The organism is Liquorilactobacillus cacaonum DSM 21116, from assembly GCF_001436735.1.
GTDB classification, from domain to species: Bacteria; Bacillota; Bacilli; order Lactobacillales; family Lactobacillaceae; genus Liquorilactobacillus; species Liquorilactobacillus cacaonum.
On record NZ_AYZE01000001.1, the window covers coordinates 1 to 16400 of the forward strand.

Genomic DNA, 16400 nt, shown 5'->3' on the forward strand with positions numbered 1-16400 from the left:
ACGTTGCCGTGCAAATAAAAAAGACACTGATAATTGTCAGTGTCTTTTTTATTTGCACGGATTTATTTTATATACTTGGCATCGAATTAATATCCAAATTACGAATTAAAAAGTTCTTCGGAGAGTTTATTTTTACATCTAGTAACGGCTCTATTTACTTTATTTTGTGGCGCATCAAGAATCTTAGTAATATCCTCAGGTGATTTTCTTTTGAAGTAAAGCAGTGAAAAAACTTTGTATTCAAATTCAGAAAGTAAGTATTCTAATTGAACAATTGCCTCATTTATAAGGATGACATTTTCAGGGACAATATTAGAAATAGCAGTTTTAGAATAACATTCCCCTTGCGTTTCTAATACATTTTCGAAGGATTCTGCATAACGATCACTTTGCCTCTTAATTGCATTTTCTTTTCGTAAAAGACTACAAAAACAATTTTGAAGACTTTGCTGATAAAATTTACCAAAGGTGATATTACCAGTGATATTATATGCTAAAACAGCTTGGTAGCAAACAATTCTAGCTTCTTGTAGCAAATCATCGATTTCATGAAATCTGAAGTGATATCGGTTGATAGACTTTATTACAAGTGGTCTATACTGGAAAAATAATTTTTGAAAATCTTCATCGCTTCTCATATTACGGATATTTAAAATCTGTTCAACAGTATCTTTGCTTAAAGGGTATGTCATTTTGCTTACGCCACCATTCTAATTAATTTCTTATATAGCACTAATGATAGCAACGTTTCAATAATTATTGAGAGAAGTTCTTCACAAATCATCAAATTAATTTGCAAAAGAATTACATAAACAAAATAATCTAAAATTAAGCGAAAAAAAGCTGACTTCTAAAACTGTATACAAAAAAAGCTAGCTCAAATTATTCGTTGACCTAGCTTTTGGTATTTAAACAGAAATTGATAGACTAGCTGACAATTTGCTAACATGCATATTGAGTTAGCAAGATTTTATTAATAAAAGCCACTTACCGGATTTGAACCGGTGACCCCCACCTTACCATGGTGATGCTCTACCTACTGAGCTAAAGTGGCAAGAATTGTCAACTCAAATAGTATATTATATTGAGTTGGCAAAATCAAGATATACTTAATAATATCCTTTAATTAGTAACGAATTAAAAAGATAACATTAGTAATTTTAAAGTGTGATTGCATGTTCAACGATAAATAAATTGTTAGGAACATTAGTTATTAAGGGTGATACATTTTCAACACCTATTAAAACAAGTTCATGCATCGCTCTTGAACAAATTGTATAAAGTATACCAAGCGACTTGTCATTTGGATAATTCTCTTTTGAAATCTCATAAGCAATTACAGCATCAAATTCAAGACCCTTTGCTAAATAGATAGGTAAGAGCACAATACCTTTTGGTAAAGAACGATCACTGTTTTTAATTAAGGTTGGAGCATTTTTTGACTTCATTGAATGTAACAGTAATTGGCATGTAACAATATCTTTGGTGATGATTGCGACTGTTTCGTTATTCTTGAGAAGTCGCTGTGCTTCAAAAATTAATTTTGAGATAACCGCTTTTTTGCTTGTAATGACAACTTTAGGTAATGGACCTGAGCGTGTGAAGGCCTGAATTTTATTTCCATCCGGTAATAAGGATTTCATGAAGGAAGTAATCTCAAAAGTTGAACGATAACTCTTGTTAAGCTCAATCATTCTTGCCTTTTTGGGAGCAATTGTTTCTTTAAGTGAGGTCATAAGTTCATTTGAAGATTGTAAAGTATGGAATAGTGCTTGTTCACTATCACCCAACAGGGTTAAATGAGCATTAGGAAAAGTTGCATGAAGATAATAAATTTGTGCAAGCGAGTAGTCCTGGATTTCATCTACAAAAAGATGATGGATTGAATGATTCTGCCCTTCACCAGTAAGTTGATCACGCAAGTACAAAAGTGGTGCACAATCCTCTAATCGAATTCTGTGAAGTTCTAGTTCATCATTAAATTTTTTTTGATCAAAGGGAAGAAAAACTTTGAGTAATTCTGCATATTGATGATAAATATCAAGAAAATAATTATTGTAAATCGCTTCATAGATTGGTTCAAATTTGGTTTGTACTATTTTTTTGCTAAGATAAGTTATTTCAGATTCAATGTTGTCAAAGCGACCTCTTTTGTATTCACCTAAAAGGGAATAATACTCTTCTTCTGATAAACTATCGATTTTATCAAGAACCCATTGTTTAGATTGTTCTTTTTTTATTTTTTGTTTTAATTTTTGAATCAAAATATTTTTTAGTTCAAATTGTCTTAAATGGTGGGGCTGTGCAGAAGGCAGTGTAGAATAAAGAGATAAGATTTCTTTTTTTGTGAAAATTATTTGGTCTTCTAGTAACAGATTGTTAAAAAGTAAATCTTTATTATCTAAATTTTCAACTTGTTTTTTTATGGAAAGCATGAATTCAGCCGTTTCTTTAATGTTTTTTTCAGAAGTCTGTTTAATTTGGTGCTTTTCAAAATTCTCAAAAAGTGTTTCGACATTTAATCCTTCAAAACGTTGGGCAAAAAATTCTGTTATAGTAACTTGACGCATATTTCGTTCACCTAAACTGGGAAGAACTTCAGAAATATAATGGCTGAATAATAAATTTGGTGAGAAAAGAACGATTTGATCAGCGTTTAAGTCAGAACGACTATGATAGAGTAAAAAAGCAATTCTTTGCAAAATGGCTGAGGTTTTGCCACTCCCGGCCACACCTTGTACTATTAGTAAATCATGTTTGGTGTCACGGATTATATCATTTTGTTCTTTTTGGATAGTAGCAACAATATTTTTCATGTATTCGTCGCCTTGTTCACCTAACATTTCTTGGAGTAGCTCATCACCAACAGTTTCATTAGTATCAAACATGTTAGTAATTTTACTTTCTTGAATTCTAAATTGTCGCTTTTTTAGAAGTTGTGCATTCTGTTTTCCTTGAGGAGTATTATAGCTGACATACCCAAGATTACCATTATAATATATGCTTGCGATTGGGGCTCGCCAATCGTAAATTAGAAAATTACCAGTATCGTCGTTGAAAGAAGATGTCCCAATATAAAGTGTTTCAGGAGAAGTTTCACCATCTTCATGGATATCAATGCGTCCGAAATAAGGTGATTTTTTTAAATCTGCTAAGAGCTTTATTTGGCGTTCTAAAATGTTTTCAGTTTCGACATTTTTGGCAACTAATTGTTTTTGCTGTTGAACTTCAGCATTTGTTTCCATTTGATCATCAACTTCAAATGTATTGATTTTAGCATTTTGGACATAGTTTTTTTCAACCGAAGAACGTTCCTGTTTAGCATTATCGTATTCATTTTTAGCTTTTTGTAGTGAAGTTGAAATCATTGAAACAACTCGATTAACTCTTTCTTGTTCAAAAATATGTTCTTTATCCAATGTAATCTCCTTCTTCAAACTCTTTAATAGAGAATAATGGTATCATAAACTATGCAAGACAACAATGTAAGAAGCTTTTGACTTGGAATACAATTTTGCGGTAAAATGTAATTGTTCGGTGATCAGAAAGAGTAGTTTAGTTAATATTAGAGATGTATCAAGTGCTGAAAGATACAAAAACTAAATGAATTGGGCTGGGAGAACTAAATATTAATAATAGTTGTTTGAGAGGCAGTTAATAAGCTGCAAAATAGGTGGCACCGCGCATATTACGTCCTATTGCTATTTTTTAGCAATGGGACTTTTTATTTTGAAAGGAGCAATAAATATGAAGAAAATAATTTTAACAGGTGATCGGCCAACTGGGAAACTACATATTGGACACTATATCGGATCCTTGCAAAATAGGGTTCGACTACAAAACACTGGAGACTATGATACGTTTATCATGATTGCAGATCAACAAGCGCTAACAGATAATGCTCGAGATCCGCAAAAAATTCGTAATTCATTGATTGAAGTTGCATTGGACTACCTTGCAGTGGGCATAGATCCAGCTAAGTCTACGATTTTTATACAATCACAAATTCCGGCTTTAGCAGAATTAACAACTTATTATTTGAATTTAGTGACTGTCTCACGTTTGGAGCGTAACCCAACGGTAAAAGCAGAAATTCAACAAAAAAATTTTGAACGGTCTATTCCTGCGGGATTTTTTGTATACCCAGTTAGTCAAGCTGCTGATATAACTGCTTTTAAAGCGAATTTAGTTCCCGTTGGAGATGATCAAGAACCGATGATAGAACAAGCCCGTGAAATAGCAAGGAGTTTCAATACAATTTACGGACAAAAAATTCTAGTTGAACCAGAAGGGGTGTTTCCTGAAAAAGGTGCAGGAAGATTGCCTGGATTGGATGGCAATGCCAAGATGAGCAAATCGTTAAACAACTGTATTTATCTATCTGATGATGCAGAAACATTAAAAAAGAAGGTCATGTCAATGTATACAGATCCTTCTCATGTTCATGTAGAAGACCCTGGAAAAATAGAAGGGAACATGGTTTTCACTTATTTAGATATTTTTGATGAGGATAAGCAAAAAGTTGCACAATTAAAAGAAGCGTATCAAGCTGGAGGACTTGGTGACGTTAAAATTAAACGTTATTTAAATGAAGTTTTGGAAGCTAAACTTGCCCCAATTAGAAAGAGACGCGAAGAGTTTGCAAAAGATATTTCCAGCGTTTATGATATCTTAAAGGATGGCAGTGAAAGAGCTAATGCAGTTGCTGAACAGACATTAAGCGAAGTTAGGGCTGCGATAGGTGTTAATTATTTTAGTTAATCACATTGAAGGAAATAGTTGGAGGGATGGGCTTGAAAAATTTGGTAGTTCTTGATTTTGGATCAAATTCTGTAAGGTTATCTATTAATAAAATTCAAAAACTTGGAAGTAAATACAAATTTACTGAAATAAAACGTTTGAAGGAAACAACTCGTCTTGCAGAAGGAATGGGGAAGAGCAATCAAAAGGAATTATCCCATGCAGCTATTAAAAGAACTGTTAATGCAATCAAATATTTTAAGCGGATTTACCAGGAGTACTCGGATTATCGAGTTTTTTCAATTGCCACAGCAGCAGTGCGTGAAGCTTCCAATAGTCAAATCTTTATTGATGAAGTCCTAGCTTTGACTGGCTCTAGGATACGTGTTTTATCTGGAAAAGATGAGGCATACTACGATTATTTAGGGGTTACTTCGACACTCAATATAAAGGATTGTTTAATTGTAGATATGGGTGGGGGAAGTGTTGAATTGGCACTTGTAAAAAACACTAACTTAAAAGAATCTATTAGTTTACCCTATGGTGCAGTTAGTTTGAGTGAAAAATTCTGTCAATCAGGACTAATAAGTATCCAAAACATGGAAAAATTTAAACAATTTAGTAATAAGCTATTTGATAATTTATTGTGGTTGGAACAGGCTAAGTTACTCCCTGTAGTTCTGTTAGGCGGATGTAATCGAACGGTTGCTAGAATTAATCGTGTTGAAAAGGGTTTTAATGACCTAGACAATATCCATGGATACGAGTTAGCAGTTGGCGATTTTAAAAAGATTTATGAACGTTTGCTTGGATGTTCAATTAAAGAGCGCATGAATATTGCTGGTATGGAAGAAGCAAGAGCAGACATTATTTTAGCAGGAATGACACCATTAGAATTATTGTTCGAACGCTTAAATAGTACAAAAATAATTTTTTCTGAGAGTGGTGCGCGTGAAGGTTTTTTGTACCAATTGGTTAATGAAAAAAGCTGAATTAGTAGTAGCACAAAGATTGGCTAGTCATAATTTTTAGAATTTGAATTTATTTATATTTAGTAAAAAAAAACAATCGAAGCGCAATGTCAACTAGGAAAAGTTTAATATGACTCAAATAACCCATAAGCAAATTTTTGCTGTGGGTTATTTAAGTTATTTTTAGAAGTCTGCATAGGGGATATTTACTAGGAAAGCTACGGAACAAATTATGGTCTCTCATTTAGAGTGGTAAGTAATAATATTATTATTACTGCTTGGTATAATCTTGTCCGAGTACTCGAAAAGATAATTTAGCAAGTTTTTGTGAATTTTGTAATGATTTAAAGGCTTTCTCAATCTTAAAGTTATCATTAATGTAGATGTAATAGGTTTGAGAAGATAATGGTGGTGTTGTTTGATTCGTTTTGAGATTTTCTAAATAGTCAATATTTTTTGAAGATAATTCATTGAAGTCTAAGATGCTTACAATTGCTCCTCTTCCATTATGCATCATCACAGAATTTAAAATAGCTGAAGCTGATGGCATACGAACAATATTTAACTTAATATCTGAGAGAGTCAGACTTTTTGGATAGTCAATATTTGACATAATTAAAAATTTTTGGGGGGTATGAGATAAATTAGAGATTCCTTCACTCTTAAGGGTAACTAATTCATTTGGAACATAGAGGTATGAGGATGAGTAAGTTGATGATTTTTTATCAAGACCAATGATAATATCATAGGATTTTTTATTTTTATGTGCTGCTACAGGTGAGACGTATTTTAATGAAATTTTCCTATTAAGCTCTTTTCCCAAAAGTTTTCCGAAGCTTTTATTAAATGTTTTGATTCTTGGATTTTCCCCTTTTTGAGTGACAATAGCTACGGCTAACTCCTCTTTAATTACCTTTTTAGAGGTTAAAGAATGAATTATCCCCAATGCAAAGATACATAAAACCATAATAGCGATAGCAATAAAAAATTTTTTTCGCATAATAAAACGATACTCCTTTGTGATGTTGATAGATAATATTATATAATGAAAAGATGAGATGTGGGTAAAATGTCAGTATAAAGGGAGTTTAGTTATGCAAATTTATGGGAAATTTTATCAAAAGTCATGGGATGAGAGAATGAAACAGATTATTCAAAGTGAATCTCTTAATACAGTGCAAACTCAACTTTTGAGAGATTCTGCGGTGAATAAGAGTTTAGGTGACACAATGATAGAAAATTATATAACTGATTATCATTTTCCTGAAGGCATTGCTTTTCACTATTTGATAAATAATAAAGATTATATAGTACCTATGGTTACAGAAGAACCTTCAGTAGTTGCAGCGAGTAGTCATGGAGCAGCAATTATAGCAAAGGCAGGAGGTTTTTTTGCGAAATCAAGTGAGCGAATGATGATTGGGCAGATTATTTTGGAAGAAGTAACGGATGTAAAAAAAACTAGTGAAGAACTTAAATCACTTGAGAAAGTTTTACTAGAAATAGCAAACAAGGCACATCCTTCACTAAAAAAACGTGGAGGTGGGGCAAAGTGGTTAAGAGTAAGAATTCTTGATTATGATTTAATTTCAGTAGATATTGCTATCGATGTGCAAGAAGCAATGGGAGCTAACATGATTAATACAATGCTAGAAGCCGTTGCGCTAAATATAAAGAATAAATTACAACAGGTTATCTTAATGTCGATATTATCTAACTATGCAACTGAGTGTATTGCAAAAGCAAGTTGCAAGATTCCGTTTGAATTGCTCTCAAAAGATAATGTATCTGGAAAAAGTATTGCACAAAAAATTGCACAAGCTAGTCGTATCGCACAATTAGATGTTTACCGTGCAACAACGCATAACAAAGGAATTATGAATGGAATTGATGCAGTTGTCATGGCAACTGGTAATGATTGGCGTGCAATTGAAAGTGGGGCGCATGCGTATGCAGCACGAAATGGTCGCTATAAGGGGCTTAGTTCGTGGAGTGTGGATGATAATTATTTAAGTGGAGAAATTGAACTGCCCCTTCCTATAGGTTTTGTAGGTGGTTCAATTGGAATAGTTCCATTGGTTAAGGTGAATCAAAAATTAATGAATGTGGAAAGTGCAAATGAACTTGAGAATGTAATTGTTTCTGTTGGGTTGGCCCAAAACTTGGCGGCATTATTAGCGTTGGTAACGGATGGAATTCAAAAGGGTCATATGAAATTACAACTCAAATCTTTGGTAACTGCTGCAGGAGCTAAGGATACAGAAAAAGAAGAAATTATAAAGTATATGTTAGCTGAAGGGAAAAGAGACTTGGCTAGTGCAAAAACAATTCTTGCTGGGATTCGGAAGAGAGGAAAAAATGACGGACATTAATTTGAATGAACAAACCAAAGATTTATTGAAAAAAGTAAAAATTGGCTTTCCTAATAAAATTGAAATTAAGTATGGAAATGAAAAAGCAGGATATATTAGACATGATCAGGCGCAACAATATCTAAGTGCGGGTACGTTAGTAATTCAAGTTGATGATATCACATGCCCTGATTATACAGTTACTCATGAATTACTGCACTTGTTAACTAGGATTAATAATGTTCCTGAAATCATATTTAATTTAACAACAAATAACAAAAACTTAGATAATAATTTACTGGCTACGGGTTTTGAATTGTATAATACAATTTTGCATTTTGAAATTTATAATTTACAACGTGAAATGGGACTATTTTCAAAAGAAGTCCAAGATATGTATCTACAGGGAATTGTGCAAACGCTCGATGTAGAGAAAAAAAATAAAACAGATGAAAAGACAGTATTGAGAATTATTCAATTGTTTGATGCAATCGTTTTTTTTGGAGAAGAAAACAAGACTGTTGCAGAAGTATTTGAGACTAACTATCCATGTTCTTATCTTGCTGCAAAACAACTTTTTGAAGCTGCAACAAAAAGAGAACTATCAGGAATGCAGGGCCTGCATAGCGCAATAATTCGTGTATTTACACAGTTTGATAAATGCCTTGATGACTTCGGGATGATGGGTATGAATTTACGTGAGTTTATAACACTGACACCAATAATTAGTGCACGGCAATTAAAATTGGAAGTCAGACAGGTTTTTAATTTGAAGAATTCACAATTACATGATGTTTATCAAGACAAAATTGCCTATATCGGGCTGGGGATATATAACGAACAAAATTCATTTATAATTAATGCACCTTTAAAGAATACAGATGTTTTTTTCAAAGATTTGTATGCATTAAAAGTTGCGGAATTTTTTGAAAAATTTGAAATTCCGTATTTAAAGCGTTAATTTGTAAATTTGAAGGCGTAAAATATGATATACTTGCAATAATTAACAATTATATTAAATTGGGGAAATAGGTCATAAATGCTGAAAGACCGCACGAAAGGACTTGAATTAATGGGTACAAAGGAAACTTTTTATATTACAACACCGATTTATTATCCATCTGGGAAATTACACATTGGGAATTCATATACTACAATTGCGTGTGACGTTATGGCACGTTATAAGCGATTACAAGATTTTGATGTTTTCTTTCTTACAGGAACAGACGAACATGGACTTAAAATAGAACAAAAGGCTGAAGAATTAGGTGTATCACCTAAAGCGTATGTTGATGAAATGGCTTTACAAATAAAGAAGCTTTGGAAAACACTAGAGATTTCCAATGATAAATTCATTCGCACAACAGATGATTACCATGAGGCGGCAATTCAGAAGATTTTCATGAAGTTGTTAGAAAAAGGCGATATATATCTAGGTGAGTATGTTGGATGGTATTCGGTTTCGGATGAGGAATATTTCACAGAATCACAATTGGCTGAGGTTTATCGTGATGAAAATGGCAAGGTGATTGGCGGAAAGGCACCATCTGGGCATGAAGTTGAACTTGTTAAGGAAGCTTGCTACTTCTTTAAAATGAGTAAATATGCTGAACGTTTAACTAAGTATTATGATGAACATCCTGATTTTATTATTCCAGTTTCACGTAAAAATGAAATGTTAAATAATTTTATTAAACCTGGATTGGAAGATTTAGCAATTACAAGGACAACATTTAAATGGGGAGTGAAGGTCCCAAGTAATCCGGAACATGTTATTTATGTGTGGATTGATGCTTTGTGTAACTATATCACTGCTTTGGGATATGGTACGGAGAATGAAGAATTATTTGCTAAGTTTTGGCCAGCAGATATTCATATGGTTGGTAAGGAAATTGTGCGTTTCCACACAATCTATTGGCCAATTATACTGATGGCATTGGACTTGCCGTTACCAAAACATGTAATTGGACATGGTTGGTTGTTAATGAAAGATGGTAAGATGTCTAAGTCAAAGGGTAATGTAGTGTATCCTGAAATGCTAGTGGAGCGTTATGGATTAGATGCCTTACGCTATTATTTAATGAGATCAGTTCCATTTGGTAATGATGGTGTTTTTACTCCGGAAGACTTTGTAAATAAGATTAATTTTGATTTGGCTAATGATTTAGGAAACTTACTGAATCGTACTGTTGCAATGATTAATAAGTATAATGGTGGCACAGTACCTGAGTTAAAGGCTAAAATAACGCTCTTTGATGCTGAACTGGAACAAATTGCAGAACAAGCAATTGTAGAGTATCAAAAAGAAATGGATAGTGTGCGTTTTTCGAATGCTTTAGCTGAGGTTTGGAAACTAGTAAGTCGTACTAATAAATATATTGATGAAACTGAGCCATGGGTTTTAGCGAAAGATCAAGAGAAAAAAGCTGAATTAGAAAGTGTACTGGCACATTTGGTAGCAAGTTTACGAGTAATTGCAATTTTATTGCAGCCAGTATTAACGCATGCACCTAATAAAGTTTTTGAACAATTAGGTTTGGCAAAGGACAATATGAATATTAAAGGTGTTTCATATTTCGATTTGCCTAAGGATATTAAAGTTATTGCAAAAGCTACTCCAATATTCCCTCGATTAGAGGTTGAAGAAGAAGTGCTATATATCCAATCTAAAATGACAAAAAATGAAAAGGCTAAGGGAAGAAAAGCAATGGCAGAGGTTGCTAAGCAAAAACAAGAAGAAGTTACGAAAGAGTCTGAATTGAATCTTACAAAAAAAGAAATCCGATTTGACAAGTTTGATAAAGTTGAGCTAAAGGCCGCTGAGATTCTATCGGTTTCATCTGTTGAAGGTGCGGATAAACTTCTTAAATTTAGTTTAGATGCGGGTGACGCTTCTCCTCGCCAAATTTTGTCAGGAATAGCTAAATGGTATCCTAATCCAGAAGAATTGGTTGGCAAGAAAGTGATAATTGTCGCAAATTTACAACCGCGTAAAATGCGTGGAGAGTTAAGTCAAGGAATGTTATTATCAGCTGAATATGGTGAAAAAGTTGAATTGTTGACGATAGCAAAAGATATTCCTAATGGCTCATTGATTGGTTAGAAGATTGAAAATACAATGTGAGTAGTTGAATTTTCAATATAACTAAAATTTAGTATAAATAGTGAATAAAATGGCTGGCTCAAGAACTAATTTGACCAGTCTTTTTTTTAAGGAGGTAAAAAATGGAAATCTTTGATTCGCATACACACATTAATTCACCAGAATTTGATAACGACATACCAGATGTTATTGAACGAGCAAGGGCATTAGATGTCACAGCGATGTTGGTTGTGGGTTATGATAGTGTAAGTACGGAAAAACTAAAAAGGATGCTCACGATTTTTCCTAATATATATGGAGCAGTTGGGTGTCATCCAGAAGATGCGCCAAATTTTAACGAAAAATTTGTTAGTGAACTTAAAGAGAATTTCAAAATTGAAAAAATGAAAGTTCTAGGAGAAATTGGACTAGATTATCATTGTGACGTTGACCATGAGTTGCAAAAAAAAGTATTGCGCCTTCAAATAAGATTGGCACATGAACTTAATGTCCCAATTGCAATTCACAATCGAGATGCTTTTATGGATGTTTATCAAATATTAAAGGAAGAGGACGTAAAATCAATTGGTGGCATCATGCATAGTTTTAATGGTGATGCAGCTTGGGCTAAGAAGTTTCTTGACTTGGGAATGTATCTTTCTTACAGTGGTGTTAGTACTTTTAATAATGCTACTGAAGTGCGAGAGGCTTTTATTGCAACACCTTTAAATAGAATCCTAGTTGAAACGGATGCACCTTATTTAGCACCAATTCCTTTTAGAGGACTAAGAAATGAACCTGGATATACAAGATATACCATAGAATTTTTGGCACAATTAAGAAGAGTATCGGTTGAGTCGTTAGCAAAGCAAACTTACCAAAATATGATGGAGATTTTAAGAACAAAATGAAGAAGATAAAAGAAGTTATAGTTGTCGAAGGAAAAGATGACACGAAAAGAATCAAGTTAGCGGTGAATGCTGATACTTTAGAAACAAGGGGCTCAGCAATTAATGATGAAACAATTGAGCAGATTGAACAATTACAATCTACAAGGGGCATAATTGTCTTAACTGATCCTGATTATTCAGGAGAAAAAATTCGTAATATTATTACGCGGGAAGTTCCCGGTGTCAAACATGCTTTTTTAAAAAAAAAAGATGCAGCGCCAAGTGCTAAGGGTAGCTTAGGCGTTGAGCATGCTTCAGTTGAAGCTATTAGAGAAGCTTTAAATAATTTGTATACGGAAGTACCAGATTCAGAGCCATTAATTACACGAGAAGATTTGTGGGATTTGGGACTATTAGCTGGTCCAACTGCCAAGAAAAAAAGAGCTTTGTTAGGTGAAAAGTTAAAAATTGGATATACAAATGGAAAACAGCTATATAATCGTTTGAATTTATTTCAGATTACACCAGAAAAACTTAGGGATGCATTGGAAGAAACGGAGGGAAGAAAAAATGAAAAGTGAGGTTCCAGAAATAGCTACACCGCTGAGAACACGTGCAATTATGGAGACTTATGGGTTAAATTTTAAGAAAAGTTTGGGGCAAAACTTTTTAACAGATATTAATATATTGCATAAAATAGTTGCTGCTGGGAATGTTTCAGAAAATGATGACGTGATTGAGATTGGCCCTGGAATAGGCGCATTGACTGAACAAATAGCAAAGGTTGCACATCACGTAGTAGCACTTGAAGTTGATGAACGGCTAATTCCGGTTTTATCTGAGACATTAGCGCAATATGATAATATCACCGTTATTTTACAAGATATTTTGAAGGCGAATATTGCTGATTTAATTGAGAAAAATTTTGATGGCAACCATCCAATAAAAGTGGTTGCTAATTTACCATATTACATTACTAGTCCAATTATTATGCATTTATTAGATTCCAAAATTCGGTTTGCAGCAATCGTAGTGATGATGCAAAAAGAAGTTGCAAATCGTTTAAGTGCCGAACCAGGTACTAAAGATTATGGTGCTTTAACAACTAGAGTTCAATATCAGATGGAATGCCATACGTCTTTTATTGTACCAAGGACAGTTTTTGTTCCTCAGCCAAATGTTGATTCAGCAATTGTGGTACTTGAACCTTTGATGAAAAAGCATTTGGAACCATATTCAGAAGAAGATTTTTTTTCACTAGTAAAAGGTTGTTTTGCTCATAGACGTAAAAGTCTTTGGAACAATTTACAAGGGATTTTTGGAAAAGAACCAAAGACAAGAGAAAAAATGCAGAATGTCTTAGAAGAATTACAAATTTCCCCACAAATTAGAGCAGAGAGACTTAATATTGATGAATTTATTTCATTGACTAATAAGTTGATTGAAGTTAAAATCATTGAAAAATAATGGTTTTTTAATTGAATTTAATGGATGTGTTGTGGTATAATTGCATTTTTTGTGAAACTATGATATAATATGTTTCACAGGAGAGGTGAAGACAATGCCATTAACATTAGCTACAATCAAAAATAAGCTTGATAGTTGTATCGGAGAGAGGCTGACTGTTGTTGCACAAACTGGTAGGAAAAAAACTGTGAAACGGCATGGAATATTACGTGAAACTTATCCAGCTGTTTTTGTGGTTGACTTGAATCAAGAAGAAAATGCTTTTGAAAGAGTTTCCTATAGTTATACAGATGTCCTCACAAAAAACATCGAACTTGATTTTGGTGAAGGTATTTAACTAGTAATTTATATTTTGATTTAGGAATCAAGCCTGTGAATTTATTGCAAGGCTTTTTTTTGTGCAAAAAAGACTTTTCAAGAGGTAATGATTTTAAGTATAATAGATATAAAATACGTAGGTAGGTGACAAGATGGAGATAATTGAAAAGGCCCCGGCCAAAATTAATTTATCTTTGGATACTCCATTTCGTCATCTTGATGGTGATCCAGAGTGGAGAATGGTTATGACTGCAGTGGATCTTGCTGATTATGTGAAAATTGAATCTGCAAGTGATATTGTAGGTATCCAGGTGGAAACAGATGCAGGTTTTTTACCACAGGATCAACGGAATTTAGCATATCAAGCTGCAAAAAAAATGCAGCAGCTATTTGCCGGTCATCAAGGGGTACGAATCAAAATAAAAAAGAATATACCTGTAGCAGCGGGTATGGGTGGGGGATCCGCGGATGCTGCGGCAGTTTTGCGTGGCTTAAATAAATTGTGGAGGTTAAATCTAACACGCACGGAAATGGCAAAAATTGGATTATCAATTGATTCTGATGTCCCTTTTTGTGTTTTTAGTGAAACAGCCTTGGTGACTGGAAAAGGTGAAATTATTACACCTTTAAATGAATTACCTTCCATGTGGATTGTAATTGCTAAGCCAAGGGCAAGCATATCAACACCGACAATTTTGAAAAAAATATCTTATTCTGATTTAGACCATCAAGATGTGGACAGGGTTGTTAAAGCAATAAAGAAGCAACAAGTGCCACAACTTTTTGATGCGATGGGAAATACGTTGGAAGAATTAACAACAGCAGAGCTTCCAGAAATTGCCAAGTTAAAAGAAAAAATGATAAAATTTGGTGCAAGTGTTGCCCAAATGACAGGTAGTGGTCCTACAGTGTTTGGGCTATGTTCGAAACATTCAAGAGCACAGCGTGTCTACAATAGTTTGAAGGGTTTTTGTGAAGAAGTTTATATTGTACGTCCATGCAATTTAAGCAGTCCTAAAGAGTAATGAGTAGCTATCTTTTGGTACTTCGAACATAAAAGGAGTCTGGGGAAAATTCCCCAGACTCCTTTTATTGTCAAACATGGGTTATAAGGTAAAAACTATAATCTAACTTTAGATTTATCATAGCAAAATAAGCAGATTCAAAATGGTTTATATTGCATATCATATATTGAAAATTATAAATTTAATTCTTTTTTAGCAAGATCAACTTGAAATTTTACTTGTTCAAAACCTGTACCACCATATGAATTTCTTCGAGCAACAGCTTCTTTTGAAGTCAACTTGTTAAAGATATCCTCATCAATCAAAGGAGAAATTTGTTGTAGTTTGGAGAGTGGAATTTCTTGTAGAGTTTTACCTGTTTGAATTCCTTCAAAAACTAATTGACCAACTATTCCGTGAGCTTGACGAAAGGGAATTCCCTTATTAGCAAGATAGTCTGCAAACTCTGTTGCGTTAGAATAATCTTGTTGTGTTGCATGTAGCATTTTAGTTTTGTTAATTTTTAGTGTTTCAACCATTCCGGAAAAAACTTTGATACTAGGAATAATCGTTTTGACAGTATCAAAGACACCTTCTTTATCTTCTTGCATATCTTTGTTGTAAGCAAGGGGGAGACCCTTCATTGTTGTTAAAAGAGATTGCAAATGACCAAAAACCCGTCCGCTTTTTCCCCTAATTAATTCAGCCATATCAGGATTCTTTTTTTGGGGCATAATTGAACTTCCGGTAGAATAACTGTCATCGAGTTCAAGATATCCAAATTCATAGCTACACCAAAGAATGATTTCTTCACAAAAACGTGATAAGTGGACCATTAATATTGATGCATCACTCAAGAACTCAAGAACAAAATCGCGATCAGAAACGGCATCAAGAGAGTTATTATAAGTGTCATTGAAGCCCAGAATGTTAGTAGTGTAAAAACGATCAATTGGAAAGGTAGTTCCAGCTAATGCAGCAGCGCCAAGTGGATTAATATCCGTATGTTTGACGTTGAACATGAAGCGATCAATATCACGTTTTAACATTTCGTAATAAGCTAATAAATAATGAGCATATGAGATCGGTTGTGCATGTTGTAAATGAGTATAACCTGGGATGATAGTTTCAATATTGTCGGCAGCCTTCTTGACTAGAATTACTTGTAAAGATTGAATTGCGGAAATGACTTCAGGAATTCGATTTTTTAAGTAAAGATGTAAATCGGTTGCAACTTGATCGTTACGACTTCTAGCAGTATGCAACTTTCCTGCAACTGGTCCGATTTTTGAAGTCAAAATAGTCTCAATATTCATATGAATATCTTCGAGAGATGCTTTAAACTCAAGTTTATTGTTTTGTAAATCTTCTTGAATTTCTTGGAGACCTGAGATGATTTTAGTAGCATCATCCGCTGATATGATACCTGTTTTTTCAAGCATTTGAGCATGTGCAATTGAACCTTCAAGGTCTTCATGAGCCATTTCTTGATCAAATCCAATTGAAGCTCCAAATTCATCAATCCAAGCAGCACTTTGTTTTGAAAAACGGCCACCCCAAAGTTTGCCATTTACCAT

Annotated in this window: 14 protein-coding genes and 1 tRNA gene; 10 read left to right on the forward strand and 5 right to left on the reverse strand. The window is 33.7% G+C overall.

What is annotated here, in order from left to right:
- Positions 1-98 precede the first annotated feature (98 nt).
- The 3 genes from FC80_RS00005 to helD form a co-directional block, all read right to left on the reverse strand.
- Positions 99-692, reverse strand: a complete 594-nt coding sequence (locus tag FC80_RS00005; protein WP_057828102.1) for a sigma-70 family RNA polymerase sigma factor — start codon at positions 690-692, stop codon at positions 99-101.
- A gap of 289 nt (positions 693-981) precedes the next feature.
- A tRNA-Thr gene (locus FC80_RS00010) sits at positions 982-1054 on the reverse strand.
- A 106-nt stretch (positions 1055-1160) separates the two neighbouring features.
- A complete protein-coding gene (gene helD / locus FC80_RS00015; RefSeq protein ID WP_057828103.1) occupies positions 1161-3419 on the reverse strand; it encodes an RNA polymerase recycling motor HelD in 2259 nt (752 codons plus the stop codon).
- Positions 3420-3747: 328 nt separating this feature from the next.
- Here helD and trpS point away from each other — a divergent pair, with 328 nt between their 5' ends.
- Together trpS and FC80_RS00025 are read left to right on the forward strand one after the other, a co-directional pair.
- A complete protein-coding gene (gene trpS / locus FC80_RS00020; RefSeq protein ID WP_057828104.1) occupies positions 3748-4761 on the forward strand; it encodes a tryptophan--tRNA ligase in 1014 nt (337 codons plus the stop codon).
- Positions 4762-4793: 32 nt separating this feature from the next.
- On the forward strand, positions 4794-5732 hold the full coding sequence (locus tag FC80_RS00025; RefSeq protein ID WP_057828105.1) for a Ppx/GppA phosphatase family protein: 939 nt from the start codon (positions 4794-4796) through the stop codon (positions 5730-5732).
- A 250-nt stretch (positions 5733-5982) separates the two neighbouring features.
- On the opposite strand, the gene FC80_RS00030 is transcribed toward FC80_RS00025, so the two are convergent.
- Positions 5983-6711 (reverse strand): hypothetical protein, encoded by a 729-nt coding sequence (locus FC80_RS00030; RefSeq protein WP_057828106.1) that lies wholly within the window; start codon positions 6709-6711, stop codon positions 5983-5985.
- A 94-nt stretch (positions 6712-6805) separates the two neighbouring features.
- Between FC80_RS00030 and FC80_RS00035 the strand changes: the two genes are divergently transcribed.
- The 8 genes from FC80_RS00035 to ispE all read left to right on the forward strand — a co-directional run bounded on the left by FC80_RS00035 (position 6806) and on the right by ispE (position 14844).
- The gene (locus tag FC80_RS00035) at positions 6806-8083 is read left to right on the forward strand and encodes a hydroxymethylglutaryl-CoA reductase, degradative (RefSeq protein ID WP_057828107.1); all 1278 of its coding nucleotides are present in this window, start codon (positions 6806-6808) and stop codon (positions 8081-8083) included.
- Positions 8070-9023: a hypothetical protein gene (locus tag FC80_RS00040; RefSeq protein ID WP_057828108.1), complete on the forward strand. Its 954-nt coding sequence runs from the start codon at positions 8070-8072 to the stop codon at positions 9021-9023. The genes FC80_RS00035 and FC80_RS00040 overlap by 14 nt, the downstream gene beginning before the upstream one ends.
- 111 nt (positions 9024-9134) lie before the next feature.
- The gene (gene metG, locus FC80_RS00045) at positions 9135-11165 is read left to right on the forward strand and encodes a methionine--tRNA ligase (RefSeq protein WP_057828159.1); all 2031 of its coding nucleotides are present in this window, start codon (positions 9135-9137) and stop codon (positions 11163-11165) included.
- A 122-nt stretch (positions 11166-11287) separates the two neighbouring features.
- Positions 11288-12055, forward strand: a complete 768-nt coding sequence (locus FC80_RS00050) for a TatD family hydrolase (protein WP_057828109.1) — start codon at positions 11288-11290, stop codon at positions 12053-12055.
- Positions 12052-12615: a ribonuclease M5 gene (gene rnmV, locus FC80_RS00055; RefSeq protein WP_057828110.1), complete on the forward strand. Its 564-nt coding sequence runs from the start codon at positions 12052-12054 to the stop codon at positions 12613-12615. The genes FC80_RS00050 and rnmV overlap by 4 nt, the downstream gene beginning before the upstream one ends.
- The gene (rsmA, locus tag FC80_RS00060; RefSeq protein ID WP_057828111.1) at positions 12605-13501 is read left to right on the forward strand and encodes a 16S rRNA (adenine(1518)-N(6)/adenine(1519)-N(6))-dimethyltransferase RsmA; all 897 of its coding nucleotides are present in this window, start codon (positions 12605-12607) and stop codon (positions 13499-13501) included. The genes rnmV and rsmA overlap by 11 nt, the downstream gene beginning before the upstream one ends.
- A gap of 94 nt (positions 13502-13595) precedes the next feature.
- Positions 13596-13838 carry a Veg family protein gene (locus FC80_RS00065; RefSeq protein WP_057828112.1) on the forward strand — a complete coding sequence of 81 codons (243 nt, stop codon included), beginning with the start codon at positions 13596-13598 and terminating at the stop codon, positions 13836-13838.
- A 133-nt stretch (positions 13839-13971) separates the two neighbouring features.
- The gene (gene ispE / locus FC80_RS00070) at positions 13972-14844 is read left to right on the forward strand and encodes a 4-(cytidine 5'-diphospho)-2-C-methyl-D-erythritol kinase (protein ID WP_057828113.1); all 873 of its coding nucleotides are present in this window, start codon (positions 13972-13974) and stop codon (positions 14842-14844) included.
- 173 nt (positions 14845-15017) lie between these two features.
- Here the strand turns inward: ispE and argH are convergent, their stop codons facing one another.
- A complete protein-coding gene (gene argH, locus FC80_RS00075) occupies positions 15018-16400 on the reverse strand; it encodes an argininosuccinate lyase (RefSeq protein WP_057828114.1) in 1383 nt (460 codons plus the stop codon).

Excerpts from the sequence above, each read along its gene's own strand:
- FC80_RS00005 (WP_057828102.1), bottom strand. The coding sequence starts at position 692 with ATGACATACCCTTTAAGCAAAGATACTGTTGAACAGATTTTAAATATC.
- trpS (WP_057828104.1), top strand. The coding sequence starts at position 3,748 with ATGAAGAAAATAATTTTAACAGGTGATCGGCCAACTGGGAAACTACAT.
- FC80_RS00030 (WP_057828106.1), bottom strand. The coding sequence starts at position 6,711 with ATGCGAAAAAAATTTTTTATTGCTATCGCTATTATGGTTTTATGTATC.
- FC80_RS00035 (WP_057828107.1), top strand. The coding sequence starts at position 6,806 with ATGCAAATTTATGGGAAATTTTATCAAAAGTCATGGGATGAGAGAATG.
- FC80_RS00040 (WP_057828108.1), top strand. The coding sequence starts at position 8,070 with ATGACGGACATTAATTTGAATGAACAAACCAAAGATTTATTGAAAAAA.
- metG (WP_057828159.1), top strand. The coding sequence starts at position 9,135 with ATGGGTACAAAGGAAACTTTTTATATTACAACACCGATTTATTATCCA.
- FC80_RS00050 (WP_057828109.1), top strand. The coding sequence starts at position 11,288 with ATGGAAATCTTTGATTCGCATACACACATTAATTCACCAGAATTTGAT.
- rnmV (WP_057828110.1), top strand. The coding sequence starts at position 12,052 with ATGAAGAAGATAAAAGAAGTTATAGTTGTCGAAGGAAAAGATGACACG.
- rsmA (WP_057828111.1), top strand. The coding sequence starts at position 12,605 with ATGAAAAGTGAGGTTCCAGAAATAGCTACACCGCTGAGAACACGTGCA.
- FC80_RS00065 (WP_057828112.1), top strand. The coding sequence starts at position 13,596 with ATGCCATTAACATTAGCTACAATCAAAAATAAGCTTGATAGTTGTATC.
- ispE (WP_057828113.1), top strand. The coding sequence starts at position 13,972 with ATGGAGATAATTGAAAAGGCCCCGGCCAAAATTAATTTATCTTTGGAT.
- argH (WP_057828114.1), bottom strand. The coding sequence starts at position 16,400 with ATGGTAAATGGCAAACTTTGGGGTGGCCGTTTTTCAAAACAAAGTGCT.